The 12,785-nt window shown below is 47.7% G+C and carries 11 protein-coding genes, 1 pseudogene and 1 other annotated feature; of the genes and pseudogenes, 3 read left to right on the forward strand and 9 right to left on the reverse strand.

Annotated elements, in window-relative coordinates:
• Nucleotides 1-2 precede the first annotated feature (2 nt).
• From yqeH to infC, 4 genes are all read right to left on the reverse strand, one after another.
• Nucleotides 3-1,112: a ribosome biogenesis GTPase YqeH gene (gene yqeH / locus LJ046_RS08250; RefSeq protein WP_002879238.1), complete on the reverse strand. Its 1,110-nt coding sequence runs from the start codon at nt 1,110-1,112 to the stop codon at nt 3-5.
• Nucleotides 1,113-1,220: 108 nt separating this feature from the next.
• On the reverse strand, nt 1,221-1,577 hold the full coding sequence (gene rplT / locus LJ046_RS08255; protein ID WP_002879237.1) for a 50S ribosomal protein L20: 357 nt from the start codon (nt 1,575-1,577) through the stop codon (nt 1,221-1,223).
• A 44-nt stretch (nt 1,578-1,621) separates the two neighbouring features.
• Entirely contained in the window at nt 1,622-1,822 is a 201-nt protein-coding gene (gene rpmI, locus LJ046_RS08260) for a 50S ribosomal protein L35 (protein ID WP_002879235.1), read from the reverse strand.
• Nucleotides 1,823-1,842: 20 nt separating this feature from the next.
• A complete protein-coding gene (gene infC / locus LJ046_RS08265) occupies nt 1,843-2,364 on the reverse strand; it encodes a translation initiation factor IF-3 (RefSeq protein WP_002879234.1) in 522 nt (173 codons plus the stop codon).
• Nucleotides 2,365-2,411: 47 nt separating this feature from the next.
• Nucleotides 2,412-2,523 (reverse strand) — a sequence feature (ribosomal protein L20 leader region).
• 383 nt (nt 2,524-2,906) lie between these two features.
• On the opposite strand from infC, the gene LJ046_RS08275 reads away from it, so the two are divergent.
• From LJ046_RS08275 to LJ046_RS08290, 3 genes and pseudogenes are all read left to right on the forward strand, one after another.
• Nucleotides 2,907-4,136 carry an ATP-binding protein gene (locus LJ046_RS08275; RefSeq protein WP_002879232.1) on the forward strand — a complete coding sequence of 410 codons (1,230 nt, stop codon included), beginning with the start codon at nt 2,907-2,909 and terminating at the stop codon, nt 4,134-4,136.
• Nucleotides 4,137-4,318: 182 nt separating this feature from the next.
• Nucleotides 4,319-5,719: pseudogene (locus tag LJ046_RS10055) on the forward strand (IS3 family transposase).
• A gap of 396 nt (nt 5,720-6,115) precedes the next feature.
• Nucleotides 6,116-6,739 carry a CadD family cadmium resistance transporter gene (locus LJ046_RS08290; RefSeq protein WP_002879229.1) on the forward strand — a complete coding sequence of 208 codons (624 nt, stop codon included), beginning with the start codon at nt 6,116-6,118 and terminating at the stop codon, nt 6,737-6,739.
• A 360-nt stretch (nt 6,740-7,099) separates the two neighbouring features.
• Here the strand turns inward: LJ046_RS08290 and thrS are convergent, their stop codons facing one another.
• The 5 genes from thrS to coaE form a co-directional block, all read right to left on the reverse strand.
• Nucleotides 7,100-9,031 (reverse strand): threonine--tRNA ligase, encoded by a 1,932-nt coding sequence (gene thrS, locus LJ046_RS08300; RefSeq protein ID WP_002879226.1) that lies wholly within the window; start codon nt 9,029-9,031, stop codon nt 7,100-7,102.
• A gap of 300 nt (nt 9,032-9,331) precedes the next feature.
• Nucleotides 9,332-10,255 (reverse strand): primosomal protein DnaI, encoded by a 924-nt coding sequence (gene dnaI / locus LJ046_RS08305; protein ID WP_002879225.1) that lies wholly within the window; start codon nt 10,253-10,255, stop codon nt 9,332-9,334.
• A 10-nt stretch (nt 10,256-10,265) separates the two neighbouring features.
• On the reverse strand, nt 10,266-11,600 hold the full coding sequence (locus tag LJ046_RS08310) for a DnaD domain protein (protein WP_002879224.1): 1,335 nt from the start codon (nt 11,598-11,600) through the stop codon (nt 10,266-10,268).
• Nucleotides 11,601-11,603: 3 nt separating this feature from the next.
• Nucleotides 11,604-12,071, reverse strand: coding sequence for a transcriptional regulator NrdR (nrdR, locus tag LJ046_RS08315; protein WP_002879222.1), 468 nt, complete (start codon nt 12,069-12,071; stop codon nt 11,604-11,606).
• A 13-nt stretch (nt 12,072-12,084) separates the two neighbouring features.
• The gene (gene coaE / locus LJ046_RS08320; protein ID WP_002879220.1) at nt 12,085-12,669 is read right to left on the reverse strand and encodes a dephospho-CoA kinase; all 585 of its coding nucleotides are present in this window, start codon (nt 12,667-12,669) and stop codon (nt 12,085-12,087) included.
• Between the last annotated feature and the right edge of the window lie 116 nt (nt 12,670-12,785).

Genomic DNA, 12,785 nt, shown 5'->3' on the forward strand with positions numbered 1-12,785 from the left:
CTCTAAATCAAAGCTCTTCTGGTTCCCAAGCCGATTCCGCCCGGCGTGTAGGCCTTGATCACGCAGCCTTCCGGCACAGTGATGAAGCCTACCCCGGCAAACAATACATCGCTGCGGTACTTGATGGAGTACTCCTGCCCTTTAAGCGGCGGCAGGTCGCTGTTTGGCCCTGGCGGAGACAGCAATTCGCCCACATGCTTTTGGTAAAATTCGTCAGCCTTCTCCGTCTTAGTCCGGTGGATGTACATACCCCGGGCAGCATAGATAGTAAAGCTGGTTGACGGCCCCTTCAGGTAGTCAATTCTCCCCAGGCCGGCCAAGAAGATGGTATTGCCTGGCAAAAGCTGATAAGTGGCGGGCTTAAGCGGCTTCTTTGGAGAAGCCAGGTCCAGGTCCTTCGGGTCCAGCCGGCTGGCCAGCTGCTTGTCGGTCAAGATCCCTGGGGTGTCGACCAAGAAGTGGCCGTTGTCCAGGGGAATTTCGATCTGGTCCAAAGTGGTCCCAGGGAAGCGGGAAGTGGTGATCAAGTCCTGGACGTCCCCCATTTCATCGATAATGGCGTTGATCAAGGTCGACTTGCCGACATTGGTCGTGCCGACGAAGTAGACGTCCTGGTCCTGGCTGTGCTTGTTCAAGTAGTCGATCAAAGTGTCCAGGTTCTTCTTCTTGGCCGCGGAGATCAGGAAGATGTCCTTTGGGTAGAGGCCCATCCGGTTGGCTTCCTGCCGCATCCAGTCCTTGATCTTGCTTTCCTTGGAGTTCTTCGGGAAGAGGTCCAGCTTGTTGCCGACCAGGATAAAGTCATTTGTGCCGACAAAGCGCTTCAAAGAAGAAATCAGCGAGTTGGAGAAGTCAAACAGGTCCACCACGTTGACGATCAAGGCCTTCTTTTCCGCCATGGTGTTCAGAAGTGCTAAAAAGTCATCATTGTCCAGGGAGACCGGCATGATCTCGTTGTAGTGGCGCAAGCGGAAGCAGCGCTGGCAGTAGACTTCGTCTCTTTCACCATTTTCCACCTTGGCCAGGGCACTGGCCGGCAGGTAGCCTGGCAGCTGCTTGTCCTGGCTCTGCAGAGCCGCGCCGCAGCCGATGCAGCGAATTTCTTCACTCATGTCTGAGTTTTCCTCCTTAAATTTCATCTTCCTTAATTATATCTGAAAGCCGGCATTTAACAAAGAAAAAGCGCACCTAGCCAAGCTAGATGCGTTTCTTCCAAAGAATTAAGCCAAAGCCTTCTTAGCAGTTTCTGCTAAAGCGGCAAAAGTCTTTTCGTCGTTGTAGGCAATGTCAGCCAACATCTTACGGTTCATGTCAACACCAGCCAGCTTCAAGCCGTGCATCATCTTTGAGTATGACAAGCCGTTTTGACGAGCAGCCGCGTTGATCCGGGCGATCCACAGTCTTCTGAATTCGCTCTTGCGCTTCTTACGGTCGCGGAATGCGTACTTGTATGAAACGAACAATTGAGTGCTTGCAGCCTTAAATTGAACGTGCTTTGAGCCACGGTAACCCTTGGCAAGCTTCAAAACCTTCTTACGACGTGCGCGTGTAACGGTACCACCTTTAACTCTTGGCATCTGAAAATCCTCCTAATATCGTTAGTGTATTAAAAAATAGTAAATTAACGCATTTGGGAAAGCATTTGCTTGATGCGCTTCAAGTCGCTGCGTGAAACCATAGCGGCTTTTCTCAAATGACGACGTTGCTTCTTGGTCTTACCGTGGAAACGGTGGCCAGTGAAGGCGTGGTGGCGCTTCAAACCGCCGTTACCAGTTCTCTTAAAACGCTTAGCTGAAGCGCGGTGGGTTTTCATCTTTGGCATGGTAAAATTCCTCCAATTAACTATTGTTTGTTCTTGTCTTTATCGCTCTTGGGACTGAGCATTAAAAACATTTGACGGCCTTCCATCTTTGGCCGGCTGGTTACAACAGCAATATCCGAAGTTTCTTCGGCCATCTTTTCCAGCACTTGTTGTCCTAATTCCTTGTGCGTGATTGCCCGGCCTCTGAAACGAATCGAAACACGAACTTTGGCGCCTTCTTTTTCTAAGAACTTGCGTGCATGCTTCAACTTGGTTTCGAAGTCATTGCCTTCAATCGCCGGACTCAAACGGATTTCCTTAACGCTGACCTGCTTGGAATTCTTGCGTGATTCCTTCAGCTTCTTCTGCTGTTCGAACCGGTACTTACCATAATCAAGAATCTTTGCTACAGGCGGCTTGGCGTTTGGTGAAATCAAAGTCAGATCGAGGCCAGCATCGCTCGCTTGGCGCAGAGCTTCATTTCTTGACACGATCCCAACTTGTTCACCTTCAGCGTTGATCAGCCGAACTTCACGAGCGCGGATGTTTTCGTTAAGGATCATGTTGTTTTGTTTCTGTGGTATAACTGTTCACCTCCATGTTAATTTCGAGGACAAGAAAAAAGCGGGCATATAGCACCCGCCTTTAAAATCAACAGAAAATATCGATTTGCCCAGAGGTTAAATAACTTAGGCGAGAAGCGGGGGCTTCTTCTTGTTCTCAACTTCTACTATTGTACTAGGTCTAAGATTGCCCGTCAAGGGCTAATTTCACTTTCAGCCCGATTGCTTAAAGCTTAATTTTGCCAATCGTAACAGGAACGTATTCGCAAGAACTTTCACAACAATCTGCTTCATATTTTCTTTTCCCTCTCCTTTTCTCATCTCTTTAATTCGCTTTCTTTTGAAATTATCATATATAGCCATACTGATCAAGGAAACTCTCCATTCGCTTTTATCAATCATTCATCTGAAATATGTCCTTGTATACTCAAAAAATCTCACCTCAGTGTTGAGACAGGGCGCATCCCCCAATTAGCAATATCGTAAACTTGTATATTGTAAGCTTGTAAAGTATAAATTTTACTGGTCTTGAAGAAAACGCCTTGGAAAACCTGGCCCGTTTTTCTGACGCGATTCACGCCTACGAAGATCCCAGCTATCTGGATGGACCTAATTTTGCTTCCTTTGAGCAGGCCTTCAAATATCTCGTCCATCTCTCTGAGAAAAATGACCGCTTAATCTTAGTCATCGATGAATTTCCTTACCTGGCGAAAGCCTATCCGCCAATCAGTTCAATGCTGCAATCCTACATCGACCATTATTTTAAACAGAACAAACTCTTTCTTATCCTCTGCGGCAGCTCCATGTCCTTCATGGAAAAGCAGGTCCTTGGCTACAAGAGCCCGCTTTATGGCCGCAAAACTGCTCAGTTTAAGCTGAAACCCTTCAGCCTGCATGATGCCGAAGAATTTTTCCCGCAATTAAATAAGGAAGAAGTTTTTGAACTCAATGCCATCACCGGCGGAATTCCCCTCTACCTCTCCCTGATGTCTCCCAAAAAATCACTTAGGGAGAACATCAAGGACAATTTCTTAACCACCAGCGCCATGCTCTATGCCGAGCCGATGAGTCTGCTCAATCAAGAACTCCGCGAGCCGGCAAGCTACAGCTCAATCATCAGTGCCATCGCGGCCGGGGCCAGCCGGCAGTCAGAGATCTCAACTAAAACTGGTATTGCCAGCGGAGCCCTTAGCCCTTACCTGGACAATTTGATCGACCTGGGCATTGTCGAAAAACGGTTGCCGGTTACGGAACTTGATAAAGCCAGAAGCCGAAAGACCATCTATGCCATCAAAGATGGCATGTTCCGCTTCTGGTATACTTTCGTCGGCAAACGGGTCAGCTTTATCGAACGGGGGATTACCGAGCCAATTTTAGACTACATCATTAAGCAGCTCCCCCACTTCATGGGACCAGAATTTGAAAAACTCTCCCAAGAATACCTCTGGTCCAAACTGTTTGATCCAGACCTGGTGCCAGAGCCTTTTGTCAACTTAGGCAACTGGTGGGGACCGGATCCCAAGGAAAAGAAGCAAGTCGAAATGGACATTGTCGGTTTCGATGACCAAAAGCTGAACGGCTACTTTGGCGAATGCAAGTGGAAAAACGAACCGATCTCCGCGGATATCCTCGAAACTCTCATCTACCGAAGCAGCCTCTTCCCCACTCCTAAGAAAAATTACTACCTGTTCTCCAAGACCGGCTTTACTGATAAATGCCAGCAGCTTGCCCAGCAAGTCGACTGCCACTTAATTACCTTCGACATGATGTAAGTCCAAAAATAGAATCCCATACGCAAAAACATCCCGCCTCAGAGTTGAGACAATGTCATTAAGTTAAGGGATTGACATTGACCAATAAAGTGGTTCTAAATAAAAACTTGTTCAATATCACGCCGCTTTGAAGTGCCCTACAATTGTTAGACATAAACATCTAACGATTATGGGGTATTTTTGTGGCCAAGTATTCACCTGAACTAAAAGTACAAATTGCTTCTGATTATCTTTACGGCAGAGAATCATACAATGGATTAACCAATAACTATAATATCGCTGCGTCAATAATTCGTACGTGGGTGAAAGCCGCTGAACTTAATGGATTGGAAAGCTTAAAAGTTAAGCGAACCAAAAGAAAATACTCTGTTGACTTTAGGATGGATGTGGTAAGCTACTATCTAAAATCCGATGTAGGACTTAATCTGGTAGCTGCTAAATTCAATATTAGTCCGTCACAAGTGTATTCATGGACAGCGAGACGGTCCAGATGCGCTCCTTCCTGTCAAGAAAGGTAGACCCGCTAAAATGCCTAAGAAGACCGAGAAAGCCAAGCATAATAAGCAAAAGGAAATTTTAACTGATAAGCAGGAATATGAGGCCAAACTTCTAGAAAAAGATGCCAGAATCAAAAAATTAGAATTGGAGCTCATCATCGCAAAAAAAGTAGCCGCCCGGTATCCACGCTATCCAATCGACAAAAGACACAGATAGCTTGTGATATCCGGGCAGACCACCCAGAATTTCAGTTAAAACAGTTGTTTAAAGCTCTTAATCTCAATCGTAAGACTTATTACGACAACCTTAAAAGAATCGCTAAGAAGGATAAGTACGCCGAAGTAAAAGATCTTATCAAAGATATCTACTACAACGAAGGCCAAGGCACGTATGGCTACCGTCCGATGTGGGCTGCTCTGCGTGACAAGGGCGTTAAATTAGCGATGGAAACAGTGCATAAACTGATGCGCAGTATCGGGCTGAAGACCGAGCTATATCACAAGAGAACTGCAAAATACAGCTCCTACAAAGGTACTGTAGGAAAAGTAGCTGATAACCTTCTTCAGCAGCACTTCGATGAAGAAAGGCCATATCATGTTCTCCATACCGACATTACAGAATATGCACTAACTAACGGTAAGAAAGTTTATATCTCGCCTGTAGTAGATGAGGCTTCTTTGGAGATCCTTGCATGTACTGCTAGCTACTCCCCCGACATGGAGTTAGTATTGGGTATGCTAGATGAATTGGAAACCAAACTACCGGCTTACTCCCACCCAGTTATCCATTCTGATCAAGGTTCTCAGTATCAAAGTCCAACCTACCAAGCCCGCTTGAAAGAGATGGAACTAGTTCAAAGAATGTCCAGAAAGGGAAACTGTCACGATAACGCACCGGGTGAAACTATATTCAACTTAATGAAACGTAAGAGACTAAATCGAGTTAAACTGCATTCTTTGGAGGAAGTCCAACAAGAACTTGAAGATTACATATATTGGTTTAACAACATCAGACGGTCCAGGTCCAATAAACTAAATTACACGACCCCTGTAAAATACAGAGATCGTGTAATGGCAACTATTTAAGATTTTCTAAAATGTCTAACTTTTCTATGGCACTTCAAAAGTCGAAGTGGTTTTTTATTTAGGTTTGAGGTTTGCATACCTACCATTTTGGTAGGGTAGCAAATCGTCAGACAAGCATCAGCTAATTGACCCAATGGGGTCGCTGATACTCGGCTCAAAAGAGCCGAAAGAGCCGTCTGCAAGACCCCTCGGCGAGCCCAAGTAAAGTATAGTGGGTTATACTTTATATGGAAGTAGTCACCGAATTCCAGTTAGAAATTACTTTGTAACTATGTTTTGAGGAGGAGTAAAATGCTTTCCTACGTTCGACATTACCCATTAGGGATAGCTAAATTAATGTGTCTGTGTTCTCTTAAAATTTGCTGATTTATTACTGACTAATACAGGAGTTTTTTTATGGGACAGACAATCATATCTGCTATTGGTGTTTATATTTCCACCAGTATCGATTATTTAATTATTTTAATTATTTTATTTGCACAGCTATCACAGAATAAACAGAAATGGCATATTTATGCGGGGCAGTGTCTAGGCACTGGCTTACTTGTAGGGGCGAGTTTAGTTGCTGCTTATGTCGTCAATTTCGTGCCTGAACCATGGATGGTTGGATTGCTTGGTTTAATCCCTATCTATTTAGGGATTCGCTTTGCAATTGTTGGAGAAGGTGAGGAAGAAGAAGAGGAAGAAATTATTGAAAGATTAGAACAAAGCAAGGCAAATCAACTGTTTTGGACAGTTACATTGCTGACAATTGCGTCTGGCGGAGATAATTTAGGTATCTATATACCTTATTTTGCTTCGTTAGATTGGTCACAGACCCTCGTGGCGTTGCTTGTGTTTGCAATCGGCATAATTATCTTTTGCGAGCTTAGTCGGGTGCTATCTTCTATTCCGTTAATATCCGAGACAATTGAAAAATACCAGCGAATCATTGTGCCCTTAGTATTCATTCCACTTGGACTATACATCATGTATGAAAGTGGCACGCTTGAGACTTTTCTGAACTTATCAGCAAGTTGATCAATTCGTTCATCAGACCAATACGTTTTGTCAATCTCAATATTCTTGTCAGGTAAACTCATCGCTTCATTCAAGTTAGTTTTCGCACTTACGCTAGCAGCACTGAATGGCAAAAAATTGTTACAGTAATCATGGCAACAAAAAAGACAGTTAGATATCGTTTACACTTTTTCATCATTCTTCCTCCGAATTTATTTCATCTTTTATGATACTACCAAGTCTTCAACCAGTAAATAATAATTTTATCGCTTTTAAGCAATAAAATCTCATTTTCTATTTCTTACGCAAAAACATCCCGCCTCAGAGTTGAGACAGGATGTTTTTTTATGTCAGAAAGGGTTCAATTTTGTAAGGAAGGAATTAGTCTTCGCGGGAGTAGCTTGCTACGTCCTTGCTCAGCTTGTCCATGAACTCAGCCAGGCTTTCGGAGTTTTGTTCTTCAGTCCCGTAAGGACGAACATTAACCGTGCCAGCGTTCATTTCATCATCCCCAAGCACCAGAGTGTAAGGTACCTTTTGGGTTTGTGATTCACGGATCTTGTAGCCCAGCTTTTCATTTCTGAAGTCGATTTCTGCTCTGAAGCCCTTGGCTACCAGTTCGTCGCGAACCTTCTTAGCGTAGTCTGAGTGAGCGTCCAGGTTAACTGGAATGATTTCAGCTTGAACAGGAGCCAGCCAAGTTGGGAAGGCACCCTTGTAGATTTCAGTCAAGTAAGCGATAAAGCGTTCCATAGTACCGACAATCCCGCGGTGGATCATAACTGGACGGTGTTCTTCGCCATCAGCGCCGATGTATGACAGTTCAAAGCGTTCTGGCAGCATGAAGTCCAGTTGGATGGTTGACATGGTTTCGTCGTTGCCCAAAGCAGTCTTGGTTTGGATGTCCAACTTTGGACCGTAGAAGGCAGCTTCACCTTCAGCTTCAACGTAGTCCAGGCCCATGTCGTCCATGGCTGCCTTCAGCATGCTTTGGCTTCTTTCCCACATTTCATCGTTGGCAAAGTACTTGTCAGTGTTCTTTGGATCCCGGTATGAAAGACGGAAGTAGTAGTCATTGATGTCGAAGTCGTGGTAAACGTCCATGATGATTTGCAAAGTTCTGGCAAATTCTTCTTGAACTTGGTCCAGAGCTACAAAAGTGTGACCGTCGTTCAGAGTCATTTCCCGGACACGTTGCAGACCTGACAAGGCACCAGACTTTTCGTAGCGGTGCATCATCCCCAGTTCAGCAATCCGAATTGGTAGTTCCCGATAGGACCGGATGTGGTGCTTATAGATTTGGATGTGGGATGGGCAGTTCATTGGCCGCAATTCCAGCATTTCGCCTTCACCCATGTCCATTGGCGGGAACATGTCTTCCCGGTAGTGAGCCCAGTGGCCGGAAGTCTTGTAGGCGTCCAGGTTCATCAAAACTGGCGTATAAACGTGTTGGTAGCCGGCTGCAACTTCCTTGTCCACGATGTAGCGTTCAATGATCCGGCGGATAGTGGCACCCTTTGGCATCCAGTATGGCAAACCTGCCCCAACCTTAGGGTCAACGAAGAAAAGATCCAGGTCCCGGCCGATAGTCCGGTGGTCTCTTTCCTTGATTTCTGCCCGCCGCTTAAGGTCAGCTTCTAGGTCAGCTTCCTTGAAGAAGGCAGTCCCGAAGATTCTTTGCAGCATTGGGTTTGAGCTCTTGCCCTTCCAGTAAGCACCAGCTACTGACAAGAGCTTGAACTTTTTGATCTTGCCAGTGTTTGGCAAAAGCGCGCTAAAGCCAAAGTCAACGAAGTCGCCCAGCTTGTAAGCGTCAACCACGTCGCCTTCCTTGGCCAAAAGTTCGCTCTTGTATGGGTCGTCCTTGAAGGCTTCAGCCAGTTCGCTCTTAGCTACTTGTACGTGTTCAATGGCTTCGCCGTTCTTGATAGCCTTTTGCAGGGCCTTTTCCAAGTCTGGCAATTCAGTAACCTTGATTTGGTCTTCCTTGTCAGTTTCGATGAAGAAGCCGTCTTCTGAAACTTCAGCCTGGCCCAGCTTGATTTCCGGGTACTTGTCCTTAACCAAGGCTTCCAAAACGAAGGCAACAGTTGCCCGCAAGACGCTCAAACCTTCAGCGTCCTTGTTGGTCAAAATGGCAACTTCGTGGTCAGCGTCCAGCTGAAAGTCAAGGGGCTTGATTTCCCCGTCAACCTTGCCAGCAACGGCATTCTTAGCCAGGGAAGTTGAGATGCTGGAAGCAAGGTCAGCAACGGAAACAGCTACGTCAAATTCTTTCTTTGAGCCATCTGGCAGAGTCAAAGCAAAACTCATTGGTTTAAATCCTCCAAAAACAAAAAAGTCCCGAGCACAAATACATGCTCGGGACGATTAATCATCGTGGTTCCACCCAAAATTCAGGCCTAAAGCGGCCTCTCTTATTGGACTGATAACGGCGTCCAACCTTGTAATTTATCTTTTGGGGTCATAGAAGGTGGGGTTCCTCCCAAATGGGGGCTTTCAGAACTGGGCCCCTCTCTCTGAAGCGGGAGGAATCATGTCTTCTATTTACTTTTCGATTATACCCCCTTGCCCGAATAAGACAAGGCTTTTTTGCCATTTTTTTCAAAAAATCTAAGGCAGGCGGCGGTTGTTCCCGTAAACCACCACTTCTTTAGCCAAATAGCGGACTCTTTGCATCAGCCGGGCCGCCTTGACCGGGTCATCCGCGTTCTTGGTCGCGCTAAAGTGGCTCTCCAGGGTCTTCATGTCAAAGTTGGAACTGAAGAAGGTCGGCAGGTCATTGTCCATCCGGGCCTGGAGAATCACGCCTAAAACGTCGTCTCTTGACCAGGGACTGAGGGTTTCGGCCCCGATGTCGTCCAAAATCAAGACATCGCAAACCGCCAGGCGCTGGATTTCCGTCTGCAGGCTGTTGTCGCCGAAGTGGCTGGACAAACCAGCGATAAAGGTCGGCATGTGCAAAAAGATCACCCTGCCGCCCATTTCCGCTACCCGGTTGGCCAGGCCCGCTAAAATGTAGGTCTTCCCGACTCCGAAGTCCCCGCTTAAATAGAGGCCCTTGGCATGGGGATTGCTCTGGTAAGCCTGCAAAAAGGCCCCCACTTCAAACAAGGCCTGCTTGCGGTCATCGGCCATGTCCAAGTCAGCCAGCTTGACCCGGCGCAATTTCTCCGGCAGGTCAATCAACTCAATCCGCCGCTTGGCTGCTGCTTCTTTGTCCCGGCGCTGCTTGTCCTGGCTGGCCTGGTAACGAATCCCGATTAAAGGACCCTCCATGAAAAGCTGGGGCAAATAGCCGCTGATCACCTTGTCGTGGCTGTCTTTTTGCCGGCAGTATTCATAGAGGCTGGCAAAGCTGGCGTCCACGCTCTCCTTAGTCAGCTGGTCCTGGTGGGCCGTCAGAAAGGCCCGGACGTCGGGGTCAGCGAAGACCTGTTTTTTCATCTTTTCAAATGATTCCGCCGAAAAATCATGCCCGTTCTTGGCTGCCGCGGCCTTAGCCGCATCACTCAACATGTCGCCAATTGCTCTCATCTAATCACCCCTACTTGTCTTTCCTGTCCGGCCCCTGCAGCATCTTCCGCAGGTCTTCATCAGAAATATTGACCGGCTGGACAAACTGCTTCTTGTTCCAGTCAGTCCCCTGTTCAAGCCGCCGGCTGCCTGAATATGCCGGGTAGTTCTTCTTTTGCCCTGACTGGGCCTGTTTCTTCCCAGCGCGCAGGTGCTTGATGGCGGCTTCCGGGGTCATGATTCCCTTTTGCAGCCAGTCGTTGGCAATCCGGTAGGCCAAATCCTGGGTCAAAACCGGCTGGTAGTTGAGGCAGGTGTAGACCAGAACATTGATCAAGTCCATTTCCAGGCCGACATTTTCCCGCAAATCATAGACGATCTGCCGCTCTCTGGCCGTGGTAAAGCCGCCCTTTTCCCGCTTCATGTCATCCAGGAAGTTGACCGGGGACTTGCTCTTCACCAGGTCTAAAAACTGCTGGTCTTGCTGGTCCACGCTCGGCCGGTCCTGCTTTTCTTCCTGGCGCTTGATTACCTGCTTGCGGCGGTGGTCAGCCTTGTAGTTGTAGTTGAGGCTCTTTCTGATCGCCGCGGCGTCCAGCTGGTAGCTGCCATGCAGGGTCGGTAGGGTTTCGTTGATAAACTCTTCCTCGCTTAAGCCGTAAAGTTCCATGATGGACCGGATTTCGTCTTTCTGCCGGTCGATCTCGCTTTCCGGGATCTGGTAAGTCGCGAAGCGGTCTTTCAAATACTGCCAGTCGATCTGCTTTAAGTTGACCTGGGCTTCTTCCGTCTTCTGGCCGGCATTTTCCTCGGCCGCCTTTTGGACGTCTTCAGAAGGATTGATGGCCTCATTTTCCGGCAGGCGGAAGACTTCAAAAAAGGAAGCGGAAACTTCTTCTAGGTTGTCTAGCTGCCGCTCCTTGACCTGGGCCTGCTTGGCAAATTCCCGGGACAGCTGGCTGAAGCGGACCCCGCCAACTTTTTCTTTTAAGAGGCTGGCTAACAGCGAAGTGTTGAAAAACTCACTGGCCTCCGGCACGGCGTGCAGCTTAAAAGCCAGGATATCCCCCAAGCGGAGATTGTGGCTGACATAGGTCTTGAGTAGCCCCACAGCTTCCAGCTTATGCAGGGCCTGCCAGAGCTGGCGGAGGCTGCAGTCCAGGTCTTCTTGCAGGCTGTACAGGGCACTTGAAGCCGACAAAGACCGGTAAGGATCAAAGCCCTGGACCAGGGTCTGGTAGAGGGCAACCCCTAAAGCCCCGATCAAGGGCTGGTAGAGCTTGATTAAGACCTGCCCTTGCCCTGACTGGTCGGCCAGCTCATTTAAAACGACGTACCTGAGGCGGGGATTGGAATTTTCGTACATGGACTACTTAGCCTTGCTGTGCCGATCCATCATGTCCTCCATGGTCTTCATGAAGCTGGACATGTCAGTGAACTGGCGGTAGATGGAGGCAAAGCGGATGTAGGCCACGTCGTCGATATCGGCTAATTGGTCCATGACCAGTTCCCCGATTTCCTTGGAGTAGATTTCGCTGACTCCTTTAGCCCGGATCCGGTTTTCAACATTGTCGACCAGCTTGTTGAGCTGCTCGCTAGTTACCGGCCGCTTCTGGCAGGCAGCCGCCACCCCGTTCAGGATCTTTTCCCGGCTAAAGGCCTCTCTGGTGCCGTCGTTCTTGATCACCAAAAGGGGTGACTGTTCCACCCGTTCAAAAGTCGTAAAACGGTAGCCGCAGTTTTCGCATTCCCGCCGCCGGCGGATGGTCCGCCCTTCGTCAGTTGGCCGGGAGTCAATAACCCGGGAGGCGTTTTGATGGCAATTTGGACAAAGCATTGTGAAGCTCCTTTCACGCGATAGTTTTCAGCAGATTGCTCAATTTATCTCTTAATTCTTCTATTGTACCAGTATTTTCAAGGACATAGCTAGCCAACAGGCGTTTTTCCCCTAAGGGCAGCTGGGCCTGCATCCGCCTTTTAGCTTCTGCTTCACTTAAAGAGTCCCGCTTCATCAAGCGGTCCAGTTCCACTTCTTCCGGGGCCGCGATCAAGAGGACAGCGTCAAAGTAGTCCTGCCAGCCAGCCTCAAAGAGCAGGGGAACATCGATGACGCAAACAGAAGCCTGGCTGTCTTTCATCTGCTTTTGAACTTCTTTTAAGACCTCGCCTTGGGTAATTTCAGACAATTTGGCCAAAGCCTTAGGATTGGCAAAGACATACTGGCCCAGCTTCTTCCTGTTAAGACTCCGATCTTCATTGAAGAAGTCCGGCCCGAATTCTTCTAAGATCTTTTGCCAGGAGACCTGGCCCACTTCGGCCTGCTGGTGGGCAATCAAGTCGCTGTCGATGACCTGGCAGCCCAGCTCTTTTAATATCCGGCTGGCGGTCGACTTGCCCGTGGCAATCCCGCCGGTCAGCCCCAGATAAAAAGTCATCTAATCTTTTACCGAATCATAAAACTTACTAAATCTTGATAATCACATCAGTATTGGTAAGTTTTTCTGATATTCCTTTCTAGTTAAATCTATGGGTAGATTCAACTTGGCAAAAG

This window comes from Lactobacillus delbrueckii subsp. jakobsenii ZN7a-9 = DSM 26046 (assembly GCF_001888925.1).
Classification (GTDB): Bacteria; Bacillota; Bacilli; order Lactobacillales; family Lactobacillaceae; genus Lactobacillus; species Lactobacillus delbrueckii.